Consider the following 22203-nt stretch of genomic DNA (forward strand, 5'->3'; position numbering starts at 1 on the left):
CTAATAGAGGCGGCTTACTTAACTAATAAAGACGGCTAAATAAGCCGCCTCTATTAAAATTTAAATAACTGATTTTTGCTCTGCAATCCAATCATTTATTACATCTTCAAGTACCGACATAGGGAGCGAGCCTTGACCTATAACGGTGTCGTGAAAGCTGCGAATATCAAACTTAGCACCTAGCTCTTTTTCAGCTTTTGCACGCAGTTCGCGTATTTTTATTTCGCCCATTTTGTACGAAAGCGCTTGGCCTGGCCATGAAATATAACGATCTATTTGATCCTCGACCGCGCTTTGTGGCAAAGCAGTGTGATCTGCCAAGTAGTCAATAGCCTTTTGGCGGCTCCAACCAAATGCATGAATACCGGTATCAACAACAAGTCTCACTGCACGCCACATTTCGTAACCTAAACGACCAAAGTCGCTGTATGGGTCTTGATAAAAGCCGGCTTCTTTACCTAAACGTTCGGTGTAAAGTGCCCAACCTTCGCCAAATGCTGAGTGGCTAAGTGTGCGTCTAAACTGGGGTACGTCTAACTCCATTGCAATAGCGTTTTGTAAATGATGCCCTGGTATTGCTTCATGTAAGCTAAGTGCTTCTAAATTATACAAAGGCTGTAGCTTAGGTGTTGAAGCTAAAAAGTAAGTGCCAGGGGAGCGATTATCAGCAGGTGGCATATAAAACGCGCCGCGACTCGCTGAGCCTTTTATTGTAAAGGTGTTACGCGGTAAATGATTGAAGTAGGTTGGTAACTTGCCATACATTTTTTGCGTAATAAAGGCTGTTTTTTCAAGTAAGTCTTGCGCGTCTGTTGCGTAAAATTGCTCGTCGGTTGCTAAAAATTCTAAAAAATCGCTGTAAGTGCCATCAAAACCTACTTTATCAATGATGTTTTGCATTTGCGTTTTTATACGCGCCACTTCTTTTAAGCCAAGCTCATGTATTTGCTTTGGTGTGGCATTGGTTGTGGTGTAGTAATTAACTGCATATTTGTAATACTCAAGCCCGCCTTTAACGCTTGAAATACCTGGCTCTGTTCTACAGTTAGGCATGTAATCGTTTTCAAAAAAGTCGTAAAAGTGTTGATAAGCCGGAACTACTTTTGAGCTAATTAAGGCTTTTGCTTTGTTTTGGTATGTTGCCTTTTGCTCTGCTGTAAACGTATTTGGTATACGTGTAAAGGGCTCGTATAAGGCGCTGTTTTCAGGTTGCTTAACTATATGAGCGTTAATGCTCTGGCTGTAATTTTCAAATGTTTTACAGTAGTGCGTATACCCTAGTTCAATCCCTTCCTTCATCAAGTTAATGTTTTCTTGATTAAAGCGAGGGTAGTCGGCAAGGCTTACTAAAAATGCGTTGTAATCATCGGTTGTTAAAAATGCCATATTAGCTGGTGCTTCGGCAAAGTAGGTATGCCAGCCACTTAAAAAGTTAACCTGAAAATACTTATCTTGAAAAAGGTAGCTTTGCTGCTCTGTTTCTCGCTCGTATTTAAATAAGCGGTAGTTCATCAGTTGCGAGCCGCTTAGCATTTTAGAATCTATTTTACTTAAGCTTTTTAATACACTGTTATTATAAGCTTGGCGCTTTGCAATGGCTTGCTCGGTCCAATTTGGTAATGTACCACTGGGTTTCCAACCATCAGGGTCGGTACGAAAAAATATTTTTTCGGCTTTTGCATTTTGCCATTGGTTATCAATAATGGTTTTTAAATCTGCATTGCTATCGGCTGCGCTCGGCAGTGATGCTACAGCTAAGCAAATAGTTAAAATTGTTTTTTTTAACATATTATTCTCATTTTTAGCGCGTTAATTTTTATTAGTTTACGCACATGTGTCATTTTTGTTTCTAAGATAATAACAAGTTAACTTTACTAATGCGCTTAATTTTATAACCTGTATCTATTGGTTTTACTTTTTGATTGAACAAATTTCACCGCTGAAGTGAGTGGAGCACTAGTTTATTGTTTTATCAGCGTTTAGAATGATTAAAACTAATTACAATAAAAGACCGTCATGTTTAATAAAGTAATAGCGCTGATTGATGAAGCTAATAACCAAGATCCAAATACTGAGCAGCACAATGGAGAAAGTTTTCCAAAAGAGTATTTATACTCACAGCGTATGAGCGAAATGCTAACTCGCTTTAAACCTGATGCCGATGAACTTATGCAAGTTGCAGTGCGTGCGCAACATATCCAACGTTGGAAATCGCCACGTAGTGATTTTGAAATGAATAAGCAGGGTTATCATCAATGGCGCAGTGCACTTTATATATTTCATGCGTCACTAGTTGTTGAATTAATGAAACAAGCTGGGTTTAACGATACAGACCAAAACCGTGTTTATAATGCAGTAGCTAAAAAAGATATTAAGCGCAACCCAGACAGCCAGCTTGTTGAAAATGTGGCAAGTTTGGTGTTTATTGAGCACTACATGCTGGGTTTTGCCAATGCAAAGCCAGATTACAATGAAGAAAAGTGGATTGGTATTATTCGCCGTACATGGCAAAAAATGTCTGATGAAGCGCATGAGTTTGTACTTGCAGGTAATATTACATTACCCGCGCCGCTAGTTGGGCTTATTCATAAAGCGCTTGAGTAAAGTAGTGTAAGTTAAGTATTAAATTTAAAAGGATTTTTAGCATGTTATGCCCACGTACAAATACCTCTCTTGAGCCGTTATTAATTGGCGGTATTACTGTTTACACCTCAACGCAAGGTGGTGTATTTTTTGATAACAGTCAAATATTTAAATTTAGCTCGCCAGAGCTAAAACATGGTCAGGTTTTACTTAAGCATTTAAGTAATTATACCGAAGGTGAGGGCGATGTCTCAACGCGAATAAGTTGCCCCAAATGCCCAAGTATTGTAATGATGCGCAGGTATTTTTCGCCGCTAAAAGCGGTTGAAATAGACGAATGCCCAGGATGTGCAGGAATTTGGCTTGATAGTGGTGAGCTGGCAAAAATACACGAAAACCATTTAACCCCCCGAGAGCGTAAGCTGTTAGCCCACGAAATGGCAACCAATCATGGGTTTATAACTATTAAGCCGCCAAAATCAAAGTATTACCCCAAAGCGCCTAAAAATGTTCAAGGCACCACTGTTGAACGGCTGGTGCAATTAGCATTACTTAACTTTGAATAATAAAGTAGTCATGAACGCTACATTAATTTTAAGCTCGCAAGTGCTGCTAATAAAAGCATGACTTGCCAAGAACAAATTTTAAAACCAAGGAAGGCTGAGTATGAAGGATTATAAGTGTAAAACTGCACTGCAATTTTACTGTGTGCTACTGGCGTGTGTTTTGACATCAGGCTGTGATTTTTTATTTGATAAAGTCGGCCTATTCAGAGTCGTGTGGTCATAGTAGCTGTGGTATTGATTTTGGTTATAAGTATTTTAAAGCTGCCTATGCTGATGAGCCAATTACCTTCCCACGGGAGCGTTTGGATTTATTACAGCCCAACGCCTATGCATCGATTGAGTTTACGGTTACCCATCCTAATTATCACCAAGGCGGATTTCCGCGAGGTTTTGGGCCCACCGATGCCGATGACCCCATTCATATCACGTTTACCGTTAAGCCGTTTGCTGAACAAATGAATAAAGTAGCTGGCTGGGCGACTGACCCTAAACAAAACATGCAAAACTTTACACCTGATAGCAGGGAATATAAAAAAGCAGACATAAGGTATCGCCAAGCGCGCTTTAATTTAGGAAAGACGATTAAAAGGCACATCACGGTGATCAAAACTTTTTACTTACCTCATTTTTCAAAACGCATGCAACAACGGGTTATTGAAAAGTATCAACCGATTTTTAGAGACTGGTATTACGGCGTACCTGAAACGGATTGTTGGAATATGGTTAAATGTAGAAAGCAAATTTTGAAACCAAGGAAGGCTGAATATGAAGGATTATAAGCGTAAAACTGCACTGCAATTTTACTGTGTGCTACTGGCGTGTTTTTTGACAACAAGTTGCACTACGGTATTGATAAAGCGCATGGTTATCGTGGGCCCATTATTGTGACGATTGAAACAGAAGATGGCTCAGTGCCAGAATTTCCTTTTTTGATAAAGTCGGCCTATTCAGAGTCATGTGGTCATAGTAGTTGTGGTATTGATTTTGGTTATAAATATTTTAAAACTGCCTATGCTAATGAGCCAATTACCTTCCCACGCGAGCGTTTGGATTTATTACAACCCAATGCCTATGCATCGATTGAGTTTACGGTTACTCATCCTAATTATCACCAGGCCGGATTTCCGCGAGGCTTTGCGCCCACCGATGCTGATGACCCTATTCATATCACGTTTACCGTTAAGCCTTTTACTGAACAAATGGAAAAAGTAGCTGGCTGGGCGACTGGCCCTAAGCAAGACATGCAAAACTTTACACCTGATAGCAGGGAATATAAAAAAGCAGACATTCGGTATCGCCAAGCGCGCTTTAATTTGGGGGCGATGATTAAAAGGCACATTACGGTGATCAAAACTTTTTACTTACCCCATTTTTCACAAAGTATGCAACAACGGGTTATTGAAAAGTATCAACCGATTTTTAGAGCCTGGTATTACGGTGTACCTGAAACGGATTGTTGGGATATGGTTGACTGTAGAAAGCAAATTTTAAAACCAAGGAAGGCTGAGTATGAAGGATTATAAGCGTACTTATCTGCAATAATACTTAATCATTTTGCGGAGCTAAATATGTCGCTCCCTGCGTTAAAAAATTCTCATTTACGACTCCATGGATGCAGAAGGTAGAGCAATGCAGGAGCAATTGCCGAGAACAACTAAATAGCGAGATTTTTGCCAAGCTATCAACACGTTTTCAAGCCTCAAAATAGATCACTTAATTAAGCTAATTGGTATAAAGCATAAAAAACGGCGTACTAAAAAGTACGCCGTTTTTATTGCAATAAACTAATTTTTAACAAATTTATTTATTACGGTTTTCTTTAGCAAATGCACGTATTTTACGCTTTTGCGACAATGTTACTTTATTAACACGACCAGCAAATGGGTTTTCACCTTCTCTAAATTCAATTTTGATTGGGGTGCCCATAATTTTAAGCGCTTTACGGTAGTAGTTCATCAGGTAGCGTTTATAGCTATCTGGTAAATCTTTTACTTGGTTACCGTGAATAACAATACGTGGTGGGTTATAACCACCGGCATGTGCATATTTGAGCTTAACACGGCGACCACGAACAAGTGGCGGCTGGTGATCGGCTTGAGCCATGTCCATAATACGACGCAGCATTGCAGTACTTATACGCTTAGTAGCGGACTCGTAAGCTTCATCTACAGACTCGAATAAATGACCAACACCTGTACCATGTAGTGCAGATATAAAGTGTAAGCGTGCAAAGTCTATAAAGCCTAAACGACGATCTAGCTCTGATTTAATACGATCTTTAACGTAATCATCTAAGCCATCCCATTTGTTCACTGCAATAACCAATGAACGACCTGAGTTAAGAGCAAAGCCAAGTAAGCTTAAATCTTGATCTGAAATACCATCGCGGGCATCAACAATCAATAACACAACGTTACAATCTTCGATTGCTTGAAGCGTTTTTATAACTGAGAACTTCTCAACTACGTCACTTACTTTTTTACGCTTGCGAACACCTGCGGTGTCGATTAGCACGTATTCTTTTTCATTTCGCGTCATTGGTATATAGATAGAGTCACGCGTTGTGCCTGGCATATCGTATACAATTACGCGTTCTTCACCAAGTATGCGGTTAGTAAGTGTAGACTTACCAACATTGGGACGACCAATAATCGCAAGCTTTACAGGTTTGTCTGCAAATGCTTGATGATCTGTATCGCCGTCTTCGCCTTCTTCGTAAAGATCAATAAGCTCTTCGTCATTGTCGGTTACGTCTTCATCTTGCGCTGCTAATTCAGCGATAAGCGGCTGAAGTGTTTGCTCAAGTAATAACGTGATACCACGACCATGCGATGCAGCAATATGATGAATTTCACCTAATGATAATTGGTAAAACTCGGCACAGTTTGAATCGGCATCAATACCATCTGTTTTGTTAGCAACAACAAAGCATTTTTTATCTTGTTTACGCAAGTGATTAGCAATTGCTTGGTCAGCTACGGTCATACCTACACGGGCATCTACCAAGAACAAAACGATATCGGCTTCTTCAATGGCTAGCAGAGATTGATCTGCCATTTCGATTTCGATGCCTTCTTCTGAGCCATCAATACCGCCCGTGTCTACCACGATAAATTCATAGCCATCGTAGCTAGCTTGACCATATTTTCTATCTCGTGTTAAACCTGGAAAATCGGCTACGAGTGCATCACGAGTACGTGTTAAACGGTTAAATAATGTGGACTTGCCCACATTGGGTCGCCCAACTAGAGCGATCACGGGAAGCATAAACTACCTCTTTAAAAAACAACAAAAGGCTTCGCAGTGCGAAGCCTTACAAAAAACCTTTTAGTGTTAGCTACTTAGTTCGGTATTTTTACCGCACTAACTTCACCATCACGGGTGTATAAAATCAGTTTATCGTCGGCAACAACAGGCTCAACAAAAAATCCTGAGCTGTCAAAGTCTTCTCGAGATACTAGCTCGCCAGTTTCTTTATTTAACCAGTGTAGGTTACCTTCTTGGTCGCCTATAGCCAAATGACTACCTGCAACAGTAGGACCTGTTAAGTACCAACCACGTAGAGCGGGTTGGCTCCAACGTTCAATGCCTGAATTTTTATCTAATGCGTAAATAACACCATCGCTATCTACTACATAAATACTTTGTGCGTCCATCGCAAGGTCGCGGTAGCTACTGTATTCACGTTTCCATACAACATTACCAGAGCGAATGTCGATAGCGGCTAAGTTGCCATTATAGGCAATAGCGTATGCGTATGGACCACTAACAAGTGGCTGAGTGTCTACATCTACAAGGCGTTCAAATTCTGATGCACCTTTAGCAACGGCAATTTCTGCACTCCATGCAGAGTAACCACTTTCTGAAATTAAAACATTTAGCTTGCCTGTTTCAAGACCAACTAGTACACCACCGTTAGCAACGGTTGGTGAGCTTTGTCCACGTAATGTTAGCGGTGGTACTTCTTGTTCAAAGCTCCAACGTTCTTCGCCCGTATCTGGGTGAAGCGCTAATAGTTTACCTGAACCTAAATTAACAAATATTAAGCCATCACCAGCGGTTGGTTTAGATAGAGATTCGCCAGGGACGTTTTTACGCCAAACTTCTTCACCTGTTTCACGGTCAAGTGCAACAATGAAGCCATGCTCAGAGCCTATGTAAATTTTACCAAAAGCTTGTAAAATACCGCCAGATAATTTTGCAGTACCATTGTCGCTCCATGGCCAAAATGAGAGATCTTGACGTACGTCTGTTTCCCACTTGGTGTCGCCATTTGTTAATGAAAGCGCTTCAACTTGTCCTTCACGGCTTGCTACATATACGGTGTCTTCATAAACGGCTGGTGTTAAACGAGAGAAATAATGTTCTACACCGTCACCAACTGATTCTTGCCATAAAACGTCTGTTTCAAACTGGTTTACAATTTCAGGAAGTACTAGTTCCTCTTCATCACTTGATGAACAACCCATCAATGTTGCCATACATAAGGCAAGGGTTGCGGTAGTTAATTTTCTCATGCCTAAAACCTTATGCCGCTGGGCTAGTTACTGCTAGGTCATCTAACTTAACTTGTAATAGTGGATTACTTGTTAGTCCACCAGCATCTACAGCTGCTTGATAAGCAGTGCGAGCTTGATCTTTATTACCTTGCTCATTGTAAATGTCGCCTTTAAGTTCGGCAACATTCGCATTGAATGCTTCTGGTAATGGTGCATTTAATGTATTTAATGCGTCATCATAATTAGTTTGTGCAATTTGAATACGTGCTAAACGTGTAATTGCAATTGCTTTTAATTCTGTGTTTTGCGTATTAGATACAATCCAGCTTAACTTTTCGCTTGCTACATCTAATTTTTGCGCTTCTACAGCATCTTTAGCGGCAACAAATGCAGCAAGTGTTGCATAGTTTGTATCTTTATTTTCGCTAATAAATGTATCGGCTGACGATAATACGTCATCACTTTCAACAAGCGTTGTAAATGAATCTGATGCTTGCTCAGCTGTTGTAATTTGGTTTTGGTTATACGCTTTCCAGCCATATAAACCGCCTAAGCCAACAGCTATACCTAACGCAAGTGAAATACCGTTTTCACGGAAAAAGCGCTTAATGGCTTCTGCTTGTTGTTCTTCTGTTGAATAAATATCCATTATTACCTCTAATGTTCGCTTAGCTGTTGATAAGCTCTGCTAATAGCGCTTTAGCTTGTTCTAATTCTAATGTGACTTGTTCTTTACGTTCACGTAAATACTTTATGGTCACGACGCCTTTTTCTAATTCATCTTCGCCGATAATAATAGCAACGAGTGCATCGCTCTTATCAGCACGTTTTAATTGTTTTTTAAAGTTGCCGCCGCCAGCATGCACCATAACGCGTAAATTAGGCACATCGCGTCGTAATTCTGAAGCAATAATAGGTGCTTGAATACTCGCTTTGTCGCCCATTGCTGCTAAATATACGTCTGCATTACGACGAATATCGCCAACACATTCAAGCGCTTGTAGTAATAATACTAAACGTTCTAGACCCATTGCAAAACCAACTGCTGGCGTTGCTTTGCCACCTAATTGTTCTACTAAGCCATCGTAACGACCACCAGCACACACAGTACCTTGCGCGCCTAAACTATCGGTTACCCATTCAAATACAGTACGGTTATAGTAATCTAAACCACGTACTAATTTATCGTTAACCGTGTATATGACGCCTGCAGCGTCTAAACGTTCACATAAATTTTCAAAATGTTCTTTAGACTCTGCATCTAAATTTTCAGATAATTTAGGTGCATCAGTTAATATTGCTTGAACGTCAGGGTTTTTGCTATCAAGTACGCGTAACGGGTTTGAATACATACGACGTTTTGAATCTTCGTCAAGTACGTCCATATGCTGTTCAAGGTAGGCTACTAATGCATCACGGTAATCTGCACGCGCTTCATTAGACCCTAAAGAGTTAAGCTCTAAACGAACATGATCGTTAATACCAAACGCTTTCCATAGTTGGGCTGTTAATAAAATAACTTCAGCATCTATATCAGCGCTAGCAATACCAAATGTTTCTAAACCAAATTGGTGAAACTGACGGTAGCGACCTTTTTGAGGACGTTCGTGACGAAACATTGGACCCATATACCAAAGACGTTGCTCTTGGTTATACAGTAAACCGTTTTGATTACTTGCACGCACACATACTGCGGTACCTTCTGGACGCAATGTTAGTAAGTCGCCATTGCGATCGGCAAAAGTGTACATTTCTTTTTCTACTATATCGGTTACTTCACCAATAGAGCGTTTAAATAGGTCGGTTGATTCTACAATAGGAAAACGAATTTCTTGATAACCGAACGATGCTACTGTCTCGCGTAAAATGTTTTCTACTTTCTGCCAAACTTGTGTATCGCCTGGCAGACAATCGTTCATACCGCGAACTGCCTGAATTTGTTTTGCCACTGATAAATCCTAAAACTGTTTTTTGTGTAATAAAAATGACTACACAACAAGAATGCTAAAAATTGACCCGCCATTATAGCGTTTTAGCTATAAAGGTAAACGGCAAACCGCGCGGTATGCCATCTTAAACGGTATTTATTCGACTATTTTTATGTCGATGGGTGTTTGTTTTTGCTTTTGGGCTATAAAGTCACGTACATAACCTTCAAGTTGGTCAACAATGTTGTTGTTATCAATACGTGCTTTTTGGCGCTCGCCATTTATATACAAACCTGAACGGCGGTTTGCACCGGCCAAACCTATATCACTCACAAGCGCTTCACCTGGGCCATTTACTACACAGCCGATTACAGATACCGATACCGGCTCTATAATATCTTCAAGGCGCTCTTCTAGTTGATTCATGGTGCTTACAACATCAAATTCTTGTCGTGAACAACTAGGGCAGGCAATAAAGTTAATTCCACGAGAGCGAATACGCAGTGAATTTAAAATATCAAAGCCAACTTTAATTTCTTGTACCGGATCAGCTGCAAGTGACACTCGCAGGGTATCGCCAATACCTTCGGCTAATAACATGCCTAAACCTACAGCAGATTTAACCGAGCCAGAACGCATGCCGCCAGCTTCGGTAATCCCTAAATGCAGTGGTTGGTCTATTTCTTTAGCGAGTAAGCGATAAGCGCCTACCGCTAAAAATACATCTGATGCTTTTACCGAAATTTTAAATTGATCAAAATCGAGGCGACGTAGTATGTCTACGTGGCGCATTGCTGATTCTAATAGAGCTTCTGGTGTTGGTTCGCCATATTTTTCTTGTAAGTCGCGCTCTAATGAACCACCGTTTACACCAATACGAATAGGAATGTTGTGCTCGCGTGCTGAGTCTACTACGGCTCTAATACGCTCTTCACTACCTATATTACCTGGGTTTATACGTAGGCAATCTACACCGTATTTTGCTACTTTTAAGGCAATACGATAATCAAAATGGATATCTGCAACTAGCGGAATCGTTACTTGCTCTTTTATACTTTTAAACGCTTCGGCTGCATCCATTGTTGGTACTGAAACACGCACAATGTCGGCACCAGAGGCCTGTATTGCTTGAATTTGTGCAACGGTTGCATCAACATCCATCGTGTCGGTGTTAGTCATTGATTGCACTGCAATAGGGGCACCATCACCAATGGGAACATTGCCTACATTGATGCGGGTGGATTTTCTGCGTTTAATTGGAGATTCTGAAAACATAGCGACTACTCTGCCAGTGGTAATGTAAATTTGGCTAAACGATTTTTAGGAAAAGTCGATACATCGACTGCTTCACCGTCTAGTGTAATGCTTACAACGCTGTGCTTACCAAGCACAACCGAAAAAGGAGGTTTACCGGTTACAGTCATTACGTAGCCTGCTTTTTTAACACCAAATGCAACTTTTTCACCTTCAGCATCATAAATTTCAACCCAGCTTTCGTCGTTAAAGCTCATTTCAATAGTGCTGTCGGTTGCTGAGTCGGTATTTGCTGTGAGCGGCTTATTAGCAGCTTGCTCTACCGTTGCTTGAACAGCCGCTGCATTTTCGCTAGGTGTAACCGTATTTTGTAATAATGCTTTATCAGCTGATTGTTGTTGCTGAATATTTGTTGATTGAACAGCTTGGCGCTCACTCATTATTGAATTACCAACATTAATATTGCTGGTTTGCTCTTCAATAGGAGTCGCATTTTGCCAAAACCATAAAGCTGATGAGCCAATAACAATCGCTAAAATTACATAAGTAACTAGCATTAGTCGGCTATCGCTGGCTTCTTTTTCTGTACGACGTGAAAAGCTTTGCATATTAGCTGGTTTTGCAGGCTCTGGTGGCGCTGGCATCATAGCTAAAATTGGAGCGCTATCAACTTTGAGTTCTCGGCAATAATTTTTAATATAGCCCTTAACAAAGGTAAGCGGACCAAGTGCTTGAAACTCGTTATTTTCAAGACGTTGTATTTGTAATTCAGATAATTTTAACGGCTTGGCAATAGTTTCAATACTAACGTTTGCTTGTTCGCGGTGTGCTTTTAATATTTGGCCAACAGTTTGTTGTTCGCTCGGTGTTTGCGTATTTTCTTCATTCATAATATGTATGATTCTGGATCCACTAGTAAAAGTCTATGTCCTGGCGTAAGTGCTATGTCAGGGCTTAATTTATTCCATCGCATTAATTCATCAATTAATACATGCCGCTGGGTAGCTATTTCATAAAGGGTGTCGCCAGCTTTAATTTCGTAATAAATATTGGGATCGTTAAGGTAAATTTTACTTCCGTTCATTACCCGATCTGACTCTTTTAAACCATTCCATTGTAGGAGTTTTTGTAGTTTAACATTGTATCGCACCGAAATGCTAAATAGGTTTTCACCAAACTCAATAATATGAAAAGGTACCTTTAAAGTAGACACCTTAGGATTAAGCATTGGGAGTTGTGTTTGGTTACTTGTTCGGTAGTTTTTAAATTCTATATCGTCATTATTTTGGGCATTATTACCGGAAAATACGCCTTCATCTTTTGTTGCTTCGTAAAAAACCACATTAGGTCCACTATTTCTTACAGGACTTTTATAGTTTGAGTTAGCTGTTTGACTAACTTGTTGTGTGTTAAAGCTTGTTGATTTTGGCGCACCAAAAGAAATAATTTTAACTTCATCAGGTGCTTTTGGCACTGTAGTTTGGATAGGTTGTTTTTTTGCGACTGTAGTTTGTGCAATAGTTTTAGGTTCTGAGTTAGATGCCACTGTTTTTTTTACCACTGCAGGCATTGCTGAGTCGTGATCTGTTGTTAAAGCGAGCATGACAGCAGATATGTCTGTTGCGATACTTGGTGTATCTGGTGTCGTTGTTTGCTTTGTTACTATTGCAGGCTCTTCAGGCGTTTTAGTTACTTGTGCTATTGCTTTATCTGTATCATTGTTTGTAGTATTTTTGGCAGCTTCAACAGCTTCAACAGCGTCAACAGCGTCAACAGCGTCAACAGCGTCAACATCAGGGATGTTTCTGGCAATCACTGGGTTTGCATCAACGCCAACAGGACTTAATATTTCAGCCTCTGGTTCATTATAATCATTGCTAATTAAGCTCGTTGAGCTATCTGTCGTTGATCTTTTTTTTCGGATAATTTTTATTTTAGGTTTGGCATTAATTTGACCATCGCTACTTTCTTTTTGCAGCTCATTGAGAACAGAATTTCGGTATTTTTCTCTTAAAATCTCGAATTCACTTAATCGCATTTTCTGTTCTCGTATCGAGTAAGCTTCATTACTTGTTGGGTAAGTTTGTAAAATAGTTGTCGCAATTTTTTCAGCGTCTTCTATTTTCCCCATACGGTTTTTAATTAAATAATTAAGCATTAAAGCGCGAGATGAAACCTGACCTGTATCGTCGTATCGTTTTAAAAGCTCACTTGCTTTGTACAAATCACTTTTAGCATAAAATAATGCAGCCAAACTTATTAAAGTAGAGGTACGTTGTGAGCTGTGGTTCATTGCTTGTTGAAAATAACTTTCAGCATTATCAAAATCATTAAACTCAATAGCACAAAGTGCTAAGTTTTCGTAGCTTTCGGCAACACGAATATAACTTGGAATTTCAATCGCTTTTAAAAACTGATCCGTCGCGCGGTCGTATTCGTTAATCCCACACAAAAACACGCCGTAGTTATTTAGCGTATTAGGATCGTCTGGTTTTATAGCGAGTGCTTTTTGATAGGACTTATCAGCAAGTGTGTTTTCACCTACTTGTTGATAGTAATAAGCAAGGGAGTAGTGTACTTCAGGTAAATTAGGAGCAAATTCGGCAGCTCGTTCTAAATTATATTTAGCTTGAGAGTTATTGCCGGTATTTAGGTATTGTAGTGCTAAAGCAATACGCGTTCGCGCTGCGCCTGTGTTATTAATTTTATTTTCGACGACGGGTTTGTCACTGCCGTTATAACTATTTTCGGTTACACAACCGCTTAAAGCAATTGCCGATATAGTTAAAGCAAGTAAAGATCGCATTACCTTGTCTCTTTGTTTTTATCCATGGGGTCTATCTTACCTAAAAGCCCTTATGTTGCATCAATTATTTAAAAATAAACGATTTAACATGAGGGCTTTAGGTATTTTTAGCTAAAATTTACGCTTGGTGGATATTAACGGCAATTGCGTTATCGTCACGCATTTTCTTTTTAGCTAAACGTTTGGTACGGTCAACTACGTCACCGACCAACTGTCCGCAAGCGGCGTCAATATCATCACCGCGAGTACGACGAACAATACAGGTAACGCCTGCTGCTTGTAATACTTTTGAAAAACGGTCAATGCGGCTATTACTTGAGCGTGTGTACTCGTTACCCGGGAACGGGTTAAACGGAATAAGGTTGACCTTACAAGGTGTGCCTTTTAACGTTTGCACTAATGCATGCGCCTGATCGGTGCTGTCGTTAATACCGTTAAGCATCACGTATTCAACCGTTACATCTTTATTTGCTTTTGAGCCATCGATGTAACGACGACATGAGGCTAAAAATTCTTCAATAGGGTACTTTTTATTAACGGGCACTAAAATGTCACGCAGTGCGTTATCTGGTGCGTGAAGTGAAATAGCCAGTGCTACGTCAATTTTCTCTTTTAGTAAATCAAGAGCAGGTACAACCCCTGAAGTACTCAATGTTACGCGGCGCTTAGATAAACCAAAGCCCCAGTCGTCCATCATTAGCTCCATTGCTGGCACTACGTTTTTAAGATTAAGTAAAGGCTCGCCCATACCCATCATTACAACGTTAGTTACTGGGCGCTTTTCACTATGACCATCAAGGCCAATATCTTTAGCTACACGCCAAACTTGGCCAATAATTTCAGATACTTTTAAGTTACGGTTAAAGCCTTGTTGCGCAGTAGAACAAAAAGTACATTCAAGAGCACAACCAACTTGTGATGATACACATAAAGTAGCGCGCTCTTTTTCAGGGATCCAAACGGCTTCTACTTCTTGGCCGCCTTCCAGAATAAGTGCGTACTTAATAGTACCGTCACTTGCTTGCTGGCGAACGGTGATTTCTGGCGCTACAATTTCGCATTCAGCTTTAAGTTTTTCTTTAAGCTTTTTGTTTACGTTGCTCATATCGTCGAAGTTATCTACGCCAAAATGATAAATCCATTTCATCACCTGGTCACTACGAAACGGCTTTTCACCGAACGATGCAAATAGCTCGCGCATTGCATCTCGGTTTAAATCTAATAAGTTAATCTTTTTTTGCTCGGTCATGAAACAACCTCAATCGGTGACGGTGGAGATAAAATTTACGAGGACGAATTGTACACAATTCACTCACTTTAATCATTAAGTAAAACATTATTAGTTTACTGATTAATACTTTACGTAATGACTAAAAAAGGGCCCGAAAGCCCTTTTCAATATGTTAACGAATTCGAATTAACGAGTACGTGAACAAAGCTCTTCGTCAGCGAAGAAGTAAGCAATTTCGCGAGCAGCAGATTCAACAGCATCAGAACCGTGAACAGCATTTTCGTCGATGCTATCAGCGTAGTCTGCACGTAAAGTGCCAGCTAGTGCTTCAGCTGGGTTAGTAGCACCCATGATTTCACGGTTTTTAAGAACAGCGTTTTCGCCTTCAAGAACTGTAACCATTACTGGACCAGATGTCATGAAAGATACTAAAGCACCGAAGAAAGGACGTTCGCTATGTTCAGCGTAGAAACCTTCAGCTTTCTCTTGTGAAAGGTGAACCATTTTAGCTGCAACGATTTTAAGGCCAGCAGATTCGAAACGGTTGTAGATAGCGCCAATGTGGTTTTTAGCAACTGCATCAGGTTTTACGATTGAAAAAGTACGTTCTAAAGCCATCTTTATGCTCCAATAATTTTAAGTAAAAGTGTGAATATTAACGGGCGCGAATTATACGCGTTTTAAGTAAAAAATCCTAATTATATTAAAAACCAATTTGATTGCAGTTTTGTGATCTCGATCAAATGTAAATTATTAACCGCATTTATACTGCCGCGCTTCTGTTTACTTATTTGTTAATGACAAGTCATGCAACTGGCTTAAACCCAGTTCGATGTATGGAGCGCACATGTTACCAGCTACTTCTTCAACGCTATTTATTCCTGAATTATTATGCCCTGCAGGCAGTTTAAAAAACATGCGCTACGCTTTTGCTTATGGGGCTGATGCGGTTTATGCTGGACAACCTCGTTATAGCTTGCGTGTACGTAATAATGAGTTTGACCTAGACACTCTGCAAGTCGGGATTAGTGAAGCCCATGCGCAAAATAAAAAGTTTTATGTGGTGTCTAATATTGCACCGCATAATGCCAAAGTTAAATCGTATTTACGTGATATAGAACCAGTTATTGCGATGCAGCCCGATGCGCTGATTATGTCTGATCCTGGTTTGATTATGCTTGTTCGTGAAAAGTGGCCTGCCATGCCAATTCACTTATCGGTACAAGCAAATGCGGTAAATTACGCGAGTGTACAATTTTGGGCAAAACAGGGGATTGAACGCGTTATTTTATCACGGGAGTTGTCGCTCGAAGAAATAACTGAAATACGCACACTCTGCCCAGACACCGAACTTGAGGTATTTGTACATGGTGCGCTTTGTATGGCGTATTCAGGGCGTTGTTTACTTTCGGGTTATATTAACAAACGCGACCCAAACCAAGGCACGTGTACTAACGCATGTCGTTGGGATTACGATATAAAACCTGGTGTTGAGAACGAAATCGGCGAAATGGTGCATAAAATTGACCCAAAAAAGGTTATTCCTACACTAGGTGAAGGCGCGCCAAGTAACGATGTATTTATGCTAGAGGAACAAGGTCGCCCTGGTGAGTATATGCCTGCATTTGAGGATGAACACGGCACGTATATTATGAACTCAAAAGATTTACGCGCTGTGCAATACGTAGAGCAGTTAACAAAAATGGGTGTACATAGTTTAAAAATAGAAGGGCGTACTAAGTCATTTTATTATGTAGCGCGTACAGCACAAGTTTATCGCAAAGCAATAGACGATGCAGTTGCAGGTAAACCATTTGATACTAACTTATTTAAAACTCTCGAAAATCTAGCACATCGGGGCTATACCGAAGGTTTTTTAAAACGCCATGCCCATCAAGATTATCAAAACTATGAGTACGGTCATTCTGTATCAACTAAACAGCAATTTGTAGGCGAGGTGCTAGGACGTAGCGAAAATGGCTTAGTTGAAATTGACGTTAAAAATAAATTTTGTACAGGTCACTCCTTAGAGCTTATGACACCACAAGGTAACATTACTTTTAAGCTTGAATATATGGAAAACAAAAAGGGTGAAATTATTAGCGATGCTAAAGGCTCTGGTCACATTGTAAAAATACCACTAGATGAAGGCATTAACTTAGCGCATGCTATTTTAATGCGCAATCTTGAGGATCACCAAGATACTCGTAATCCATTTAAACAAGCTGTTTAGCTACAGCTGAATATAGTTTTTCAAAAAAATCGGGGTTATAAAAACCCCGAGTTTGCGTCTTTATTTAAAATAACATTAATTATTTTTCAAGTTGCTTTAGCTTATCTCTTCGCTCTTTACGTTTTTGTTTTAATGTTTTGCTTGCATATTTTTTAGGCTTTTCTTTACTCATTACAAATAACTCCAATTAAATATATAAAATTAATAAATAAAAATTGAAATAATTTACTCTATATTTCCTCCTTAATATTAATGGCTATTATTTCCCAAAGGTGGGATTCCCCAGCTTCTTTATATTCAATAATATGATTTATTTTATGCCCTAAAAGAGCGACCCCAAGAGGAGAGTGAAATGATACGTCACTAATAAAGTGCCTTCGTTGGCTTGGAGGCACTAAAGTTATGCGGCGCTTAAAACCGGTGGTTATATTTTTAATAACCACCGTGCTATTAATTTGTACATGCGGATTGAATTTTGACCAAGGCCGCTGTGAATACTCGACTTCTTGTAGTAAATACGCAAGCTTCAGCGGTTGTAATAGTACAGCTGCGTCTGTGAAGTCATTTTTAGACAGGAAAGGTTTTTTACGTTCGAACAGAAAAGAAAGCACGGACTAATCCCCACAAAAACTAAATCGAATTTAAATATATAAAGGTACAGTGTAACTGCCGAGTGTAAGGGTTACACTCGGCTTAAATTCCGAAGGTGGTATTTGTTTTTAGCAGGTATGTGATTAAAGTAAACATATTATCCTCTTTGTTTAAATCAATCATATTGAGTTTAAAAATAAAGTCAATTGAGTTTTAGGTTAAAAATATATTGTCGATAAATGACAGTTTAATAACTCTTTTTTTATGTTTTTATAAATACGTTTTTTTCACTGAAGTGTTGTTGTTTTTATGTGTTAGTTGCTCACTATGTGATTGAAGTTAAGCGACTAAATAGTTAAGTGCTATTTATGGGATCTATAGTGCCACTTATGGCTATTTATAATATTTATAGATTAAATATACTGGTGTTGTTGTTTATTAAAGTGTAATTGTGTGACTAGTATTTTATTATGTGAAGCTTAAGCTGCTTATTTTATAGAGTAGAAGCTAGGTATCGGGTAACGCTTTTGTAGTGGCTACGTGTTTTACAGCTGAACCTTTATGTAATAGTTACTCCATTCAACAATGTTAAATAACCACTTCTTATTCGGGTTTATCAAAGTAAATTATAAAGGGTCTCATTTATATGTGGATAATTTTTGCATTACTCGCCACTGTTTTTTTTGGTGCGCGAGGAATAATGTACCAATGGACGTCGCAAAAAAAGATTAATCGTAATCTATTATTATTCGGTGTTTTTTTTGTAGGGTTCATAATTAGCGCGCTAGGTACTGTAATATTTGAACACACATGGTACGGCTGGGCTGACATTACTGTTGGACTCGCTTTAGGTTTTGGATCTTTTGCGGCTAATGGGTTTTTGCACAAAGGGTTTTCGGTTGGGAAAGCGTCTTTAATTAGTATTCTGTCGGGGTTAACGCCTTTATTTGTGCTTTTATTTGCCTTTTTATTATGGCAAGAAACCTTAACTGTTATTCAATTAATCGGCTTTTTTATTATTTTTGGCGGTCTTTATATTATTCGCTATTCCAGCGATATCTCATTAAGTAATTTACAAGGTGCGCAATGGGGATTACTGGCGGCACTGTCCTTTGCATTTAATGATTTAATGGGTAAGCAATCAACGCTTCTTGAGGCGGATACGTTTGCAACTTTAACGTCTATGTTTGGTTTTGGTAGCTTTCTTTTTGCCGTCAGTTGGTTAGTAAAGCGTAAAAAAATGCTAGCAGAGCAAGGCAGCTCTCAAGCGTATTGGTCTGCCGGTAAAACATTCTCGTGCGGGTTACTTATTGGTTTAACGAATGTAGCAGGCATGGTTGCAATAATATCGGCTTTTGCAATTGGTAATACAGGGCTAGTGTCGGCAATTTCAGGAATGAACATTTTAATTATTTTGCTGTACTCACGCATCATTCTAAAAGAGTCTTTTACACGCCAAGAGGTGATAGGATTAACAACGGCATTTTTAGGTGTAATCGTACTAAGGCTTAGTTTTTAAAAGACGAATTAGCTTAATTATTTTGCTGTAAAAAGCATACACTGCTACATATTAGTAAAGTGTTGCAGTGTATGTTCTATCAGTAAACGCACTCGATAAGGGATTTGTTTTCTGTCGCGATAAAGCATAGAAAATGGCTGCCCTTTGCTTTGCCAGTCAGGAAGAATACGTTTAAGCTTTCCTGCTTCAATAAGTGGTAATGCGATATAATCAGGAATGTAGCTAATACCCACACCAGACTCAACAGCTTGTTTCATCATTTGAATTTCATCAACTTCTAATCGGACATGTGTGTTTGGATTAAAACTGTACTCTTCGCTCGTTTGCTGATTTTTTAATTGCCACGGTACCAACCCAACGCACGTAACTTTTGGTTGCTTTTTTAATTGCTCAGGATGAGTGATGGATTGATAATCATGATTTAGGTGAGCACATAATATATTATGAGTAAGCTTTAGTTCTCTAATAACCCAATTATCAATAGCAGGGTTTCTTACTCTAAACGCTATATCAATCCCTTCTTTTTCAATGTCAATTAGGTTATTTGAAAAGCGTAAATCTAGTTGAATATCGGGATACTGCAGTAAAAAATCACAAAAAATAGCACTTAAAAAGTGTTTACCCATGTAAATAGGGGCAGAGATCCTAATTTTTCCTTTAGGTTGGTCTTTCTCATCACAAAGTGCTTGCTCTATACACTCTACTTCGTCAAATAACTTGCGATAGCGGTCGTAATATAACTCGCCAATATGTGTAAGTGTAACGCGGTGGGCATCTCGGTTTAATAGCGTTAATTGCAGAGCTTGCTCTAATAAACGTATTCTACGGCTTAAAGTTGATAGTGACATATCAAGGTTTGCTGATGCTTTTTTAAAGCTACCAAGTTTTACTATGGTGCAAAAGTAACGTAAATCATCGAGAGAATAATTAGCTGCCATCAAAACCACTTATCATATTAAGACTTAATTATTGATTATGTTGTTTAATACTAACAGCGGCGCCTTAATATTTCATTAGAGATTAAGAGTGAAAAGGGTTGTTGTTTTTATTGCAACTGGATAATGAGTTTTATTTCTTGTTTCAGGCTCTATAAATAAGATAGTTGCGACGAATTGTATTGATTAAAATCAACATGAGAAAAAAGAATTAAAGGCATAATTTACGATTACTAATCGGGTTATTAAGAATAAAACTGTAACTACTTTATTTTTTCTATTTTGTTCTAGATGATTTTAACTAAGAAGGCTAGAAAGTGGCTCTACTCATAAATAGCAAATGCATTAACTGCGACATGTGCGACCCTGAATGCCCTAATGAGGCTATTTATATGGGCGCTAAAATATACCAAATAGATGCTAGTAAATGTACTGAGTGTGTAGGGCATTATGATAAACCTACGTGTGTAAGTGTTTGCCCTATCGATTGTATAAAGCCTGATCCTGCAAATCGAGAAAGTATTGATGAATTAGCTGATAAATATGTACGATTAACAAGCTAATACTCAGGTTCCAGCTTTTTAAGGAGTGCCAACTAAAATAAGGCAGTGGCATGGTTTGTATATTTTTTTAATTACTTACGTACTAATTTGTTGAAATATGCCTTTTTAACTAGATATTGAACCATCAACCATCAACCATCAACCATCAACCATCAACCTTATATCTAAGCTTACTTTGGCAATGTTAAAATGACTGTACTGATGTAATTATTTCAAATAGTAAGCTGTATGTTATTTTATCTAGTGACGCCGTCGACTCCATGTTCTGCCCCCTCTAAATTAACAATAAAAATTAGCTTATTTAAGGCTCGTGTTATTGTTTTTATACTTGTATGGTTTAGAAGAGTCGCACATGAGGTGTTAAAGTCATTATTAAGCTATTACGCAAGTTACCGTAATATTTGAAATTACTATTATTCAACTCACAAATTTAAATTTACTGGAGCAAATATTGAACATTGGTATTAGTGCTATTAAAATTGCGCCTACAAAACATGTTATATCATTAGGTGATGATTGCCGAGTATTTGTAATTGGCGATCTCGATGGTGATTTACTTGCTTTAAAAAGTGCACTTAAAAATGTAGATTTTAATTCGCAAAGTGATGCTTTATTTTGCCTTGGAGATACAATTGATCGTGGTGATAAAAGTTATGAATTATTTGAGTATTTAAAAGCAATCAATGCATATATGGTATTAGGGAATCATGAGCATTTAATGCTTGAATCTCTATTAAGTAACGATAAAGCCGCTTTTAAGCTTTGGACAGACAATGGTGGTAATTGGCACAAAGCTGTTCCTCAAAACCTGCTTTTGAGTATGTGTGATGAGCTTTTAAAAAAACCATTATCTATAGTACTTGAATATAAAGGTCATAAAATAGGTTTATCACATACCATTCCTCAGCAATGGAATTGGGAATGCTCTTCGGATATTGAGGATAAATCAGTAATTGTTGAGTCATTATTGTGGGATCGTAAGGTATTTAATAGTAAAAAAATAATTAATAATCATGGTATTAATTTTTCTATTCATGGTCATAACTCTACGCAACTCCCTTTTTGGATTGGTGATAGTTATCATATCGATACAAATTATTTAGGAGGTAAGCCTACACTTTTAGAGCTTTCTGATGTTATTAATAAGCAGAAGAAGGGGTAGTACAAGGTTAGTGATTTTTGACATTGTTATTAGTTAATTTTCGGCAATGTGCTTGCTTGGGTAGAAAACTGAACGTTGTTTGGTAATCCCCTCCGTTTAATGTGATATGCATTCTAAGTAAAATAACAAAAATATAACATTTAAATATTAAATAGGTGTAGCAAAAAGTTATTATAAAAATTATTTATGTTTTTCTGAGATCAATTGTTTGTAGTTTAAAAGTTCAACCATTAAAGAATAGCCCAGGGCAAGAGCATGAAAAAACACTATAAATTCAATACCTTTTCAAGATAAGCTGTACTGCGCATCGCTTTCTTCTGCTTTGCTGGCATA

The 22203-nt window shown here is 38.6% G+C and carries 20 protein-coding genes; 8 read left to right on the top strand and 12 right to left on the bottom strand.

Going from position 1 to position 22203, the window contains the following annotated elements:
• Nucleotides 1-60 precede the first annotated feature (60 nt).
• A complete protein-coding gene (locus tag GQR56_RS18540) occupies nucleotides 61-1788 on the bottom strand; it encodes a DUF885 domain-containing protein (RefSeq protein ID WP_166114268.1) in 1728 nt (575 codons plus the stop codon).
• A 228-nt stretch (nucleotides 1789-2016) separates the two neighbouring features.
• Between GQR56_RS18540 and GQR56_RS18545 the strand changes: the two genes are divergently transcribed.
• From GQR56_RS18545 to GQR56_RS18560, 4 genes are all read left to right on the top strand, one after another.
• A complete protein-coding gene (locus tag GQR56_RS18545; RefSeq protein ID WP_166114271.1) occupies nucleotides 2017-2604 on the top strand; it encodes a DUF4202 domain-containing protein in 588 nt (195 codons plus the stop codon).
• A gap of 41 nt (nucleotides 2605-2645) precedes the next feature.
• The gene (locus tag GQR56_RS18550) at nucleotides 2646-3149 is read left to right on the top strand and encodes a zf-TFIIB domain-containing protein (RefSeq protein ID WP_166114274.1); all 504 of its coding nucleotides are present in this window, start codon (nucleotides 2646-2648) and stop codon (nucleotides 3147-3149) included.
• A gap of 185 nt (nucleotides 3150-3334) precedes the next feature.
• Entirely contained in the window at nucleotides 3335-3928 is a 594-nt protein-coding gene (locus GQR56_RS18555; protein ID WP_240920955.1) for a hypothetical protein, read from the top strand.
• Between the two features lie 105 nt (nucleotides 3929-4033).
• Nucleotides 4034-4672, top strand: a complete 639-nt coding sequence (locus tag GQR56_RS18560) for a hypothetical protein (RefSeq protein WP_240920956.1) — start codon at nucleotides 4034-4036, stop codon at nucleotides 4670-4672.
• A 277-nt stretch (nucleotides 4673-4949) separates the two neighbouring features.
• Here the strand turns inward: GQR56_RS18560 and der are convergent, their stop codons facing one another.
• From der to ndk, 9 genes are all read right to left on the bottom strand, one after another.
• A complete protein-coding gene (gene der / locus GQR56_RS18565) occupies nucleotides 4950-6416 on the bottom strand; it encodes a ribosome biogenesis GTPase Der (RefSeq protein WP_166114277.1) in 1467 nt (488 codons plus the stop codon).
• 74 nt (nucleotides 6417-6490) lie between these two features.
• Nucleotides 6491-7666: an outer membrane protein assembly factor BamB gene (gene bamB / locus GQR56_RS18570; protein WP_166114280.1), complete on the bottom strand. Its 1176-nt coding sequence runs from the start codon at nucleotides 7664-7666 to the stop codon at nucleotides 6491-6493.
• A 10-nt stretch (nucleotides 7667-7676) separates the two neighbouring features.
• Complete coding sequence (locus GQR56_RS18575) at nucleotides 7677-8297, bottom strand: tetratricopeptide repeat protein (protein ID WP_024610649.1); 621 nt, start codon at nucleotides 8295-8297, stop codon at nucleotides 7677-7679.
• Nucleotides 8298-8316: 19 nt separating this feature from the next.
• Nucleotides 8317-9597: a histidine--tRNA ligase gene (gene hisS / locus GQR56_RS18580; RefSeq protein ID WP_024610648.1), complete on the bottom strand. Its 1281-nt coding sequence runs from the start codon at nucleotides 9595-9597 to the stop codon at nucleotides 8317-8319.
• A gap of 135 nt (nucleotides 9598-9732) precedes the next feature.
• The gene (gene ispG / locus GQR56_RS18585) at nucleotides 9733-10851 is read right to left on the bottom strand and encodes a flavodoxin-dependent (E)-4-hydroxy-3-methylbut-2-enyl-diphosphate synthase (protein WP_024610647.1); all 1119 of its coding nucleotides are present in this window, start codon (nucleotides 10849-10851) and stop codon (nucleotides 9733-9735) included.
• A 5-nt stretch (nucleotides 10852-10856) separates the two neighbouring features.
• A complete protein-coding gene (locus tag GQR56_RS18590; protein ID WP_166114283.1) occupies nucleotides 10857-11720 on the bottom strand; it encodes a RodZ domain-containing protein in 864 nt (287 codons plus the stop codon).
• Nucleotides 11717-13636: a type IV pilus biogenesis/stability protein PilW gene (gene pilW / locus GQR56_RS18595; protein ID WP_166114286.1), complete on the bottom strand. Its 1920-nt coding sequence runs from the start codon at nucleotides 13634-13636 to the stop codon at nucleotides 11717-11719. The genes GQR56_RS18590 and pilW overlap by 4 nt, the downstream gene beginning before the upstream one ends.
• 118 nt (nucleotides 13637-13754) lie before the next feature.
• On the bottom strand, nucleotides 13755-14885 hold the full coding sequence (locus tag GQR56_RS18600; protein ID WP_024609525.1) for a bifunctional tRNA (adenosine(37)-C2)-methyltransferase TrmG/ribosomal RNA large subunit methyltransferase RlmN: 1131 nt from the start codon (nucleotides 14883-14885) through the stop codon (nucleotides 13755-13757).
• Between the two features lie 168 nt (nucleotides 14886-15053).
• The gene (ndk, locus tag GQR56_RS18605) at nucleotides 15054-15485 is read right to left on the bottom strand and encodes a nucleoside-diphosphate kinase (protein ID WP_007377442.1); all 432 of its coding nucleotides are present in this window, start codon (nucleotides 15483-15485) and stop codon (nucleotides 15054-15056) included.
• A gap of 229 nt (nucleotides 15486-15714) precedes the next feature.
• On the opposite strand from ndk, the gene yegQ reads away from it, so the two are divergent.
• Complete coding sequence (gene yegQ, locus GQR56_RS18610) at nucleotides 15715-17100, top strand: tRNA 5-hydroxyuridine modification protein YegQ (RefSeq protein ID WP_166114289.1); 1386 nt, start codon at nucleotides 15715-15717, stop codon at nucleotides 17098-17100.
• Between the two features lie 230 nt (nucleotides 17101-17330).
• On the opposite strand, the gene GQR56_RS18615 is transcribed toward yegQ, so the two are convergent.
• On the bottom strand, nucleotides 17331-17711 hold the full coding sequence (locus GQR56_RS18615; protein WP_024609523.1) for a GreA/GreB family elongation factor: 381 nt from the start codon (nucleotides 17709-17711) through the stop codon (nucleotides 17331-17333).
• 626 nt (nucleotides 17712-18337) lie between these two features.
• Here GQR56_RS18615 and GQR56_RS18620 point away from each other — a divergent pair.
• Nucleotides 18338-19210, top strand: a complete 873-nt coding sequence (locus GQR56_RS18620; RefSeq protein WP_010554966.1) for a DMT family transporter — start codon at nucleotides 18338-18340, stop codon at nucleotides 19208-19210.
• Between the two features lie 44 nt (nucleotides 19211-19254).
• On the opposite strand, the gene GQR56_RS18625 is transcribed toward GQR56_RS18620, so the two are convergent.
• Nucleotides 19255-20148, bottom strand: coding sequence for a LysR family transcriptional regulator (locus tag GQR56_RS18625; protein WP_024609522.1), 894 nt, complete (start codon nucleotides 20146-20148; stop codon nucleotides 19255-19257).
• Nucleotides 20149-20462: 314 nt separating this feature from the next.
• Between GQR56_RS18625 and GQR56_RS18630 the strand changes: the two genes are divergently transcribed.
• Both GQR56_RS18630 and GQR56_RS18635 read left to right on the top strand, forming a co-directional pair.
• Nucleotides 20463-20708 (top strand): YfhL family 4Fe-4S dicluster ferredoxin, encoded by a 246-nt coding sequence (locus GQR56_RS18630; RefSeq protein ID WP_166114292.1) that lies wholly within the window; start codon nucleotides 20463-20465, stop codon nucleotides 20706-20708.
• A 451-nt stretch (nucleotides 20709-21159) separates the two neighbouring features.
• On the top strand, nucleotides 21160-21870 hold the full coding sequence (locus GQR56_RS18635; RefSeq protein ID WP_166114295.1) for a metallophosphoesterase: 711 nt from the start codon (nucleotides 21160-21162) through the stop codon (nucleotides 21868-21870).
• Nucleotides 21871-22203: the final 333 nt, after the last annotated feature.

Origin of the sequence: Pseudoalteromonas sp. Z9A5 (assembly GCF_011378875.1) — a bacterium.
Classification (GTDB): domain Bacteria; phylum Pseudomonadota; class Gammaproteobacteria; order Enterobacterales; family Alteromonadaceae; genus Pseudoalteromonas.

What these genes read in the sequence shown, in the direction of transcription:
- ndk (WP_007377442.1), bottom strand. Translation starts at nt 15,485, where the DNA reads ATGGCTTTAGAACGTACTTTTTCAATCGTAAAACCTGATGCAGTTGCT.
- GQR56_RS18545 (WP_166114271.1), top strand. Translation starts at nt 2,017, where the DNA reads ATGTTTAATAAAGTAATAGCGCTGATTGATGAAGCTAATAACCAAGAT.
- GQR56_RS18620 (WP_010554966.1), top strand. Translation starts at nt 18,338, where the DNA reads ATGTGGATAATTTTTGCATTACTCGCCACTGTTTTTTTTGGTGCGCGA.
- yegQ (WP_166114289.1), top strand. Translation starts at nt 15,715, where the DNA reads ATGTTACCAGCTACTTCTTCAACGCTATTTATTCCTGAATTATTATGC.
- der (WP_166114277.1), bottom strand. Translation starts at nt 6,416, where the DNA reads ATGCTTCCCGTGATCGCTCTAGTTGGGCGACCCAATGTGGGCAAGTCC.
- GQR56_RS18590 (WP_166114283.1), bottom strand. Translation starts at nt 11,720, where the DNA reads ATGAATGAAGAAAATACGCAAACACCGAGCGAACAACAAACTGTTGGC.
- bamB (WP_166114280.1), bottom strand. Translation starts at nt 7,666, where the DNA reads ATGAGAAAATTAACTACCGCAACCCTTGCCTTATGTATGGCAACATTG.
- GQR56_RS18575 (WP_024610649.1), bottom strand. Translation starts at nt 8,297, where the DNA reads ATGGATATTTATTCAACAGAAGAACAACAAGCAGAAGCCATTAAGCGC.
- pilW (WP_166114286.1), bottom strand. Translation starts at nt 13,636, where the DNA reads ATGCGATCTTTACTTGCTTTAACTATATCGGCAATTGCTTTAAGCGGT.
- GQR56_RS18625 (WP_024609522.1), bottom strand. Translation starts at nt 20,148, where the DNA reads ATGGCAGCTAATTATTCTCTCGATGATTTACGTTACTTTTGCACCATA.
- ispG (WP_024610647.1), bottom strand. Translation starts at nt 10,851, where the DNA reads ATGTTTTCAGAATCTCCAATTAAACGCAGAAAATCCACCCGCATCAAT.
- GQR56_RS18540 (WP_166114268.1), bottom strand. Translation starts at nt 1,788, where the DNA reads ATGTTAAAAAAAACAATTTTAACTATTTGCTTAGCTGTAGCATCACTG.
- GQR56_RS18600 (WP_024609525.1), bottom strand. Translation starts at nt 14,885, where the DNA reads ATGACCGAGCAAAAAAAGATTAACTTATTAGATTTAAACCGAGATGCA.
- GQR56_RS18550 (WP_166114274.1), top strand. Translation starts at nt 2,646, where the DNA reads ATGTTATGCCCACGTACAAATACCTCTCTTGAGCCGTTATTAATTGGC.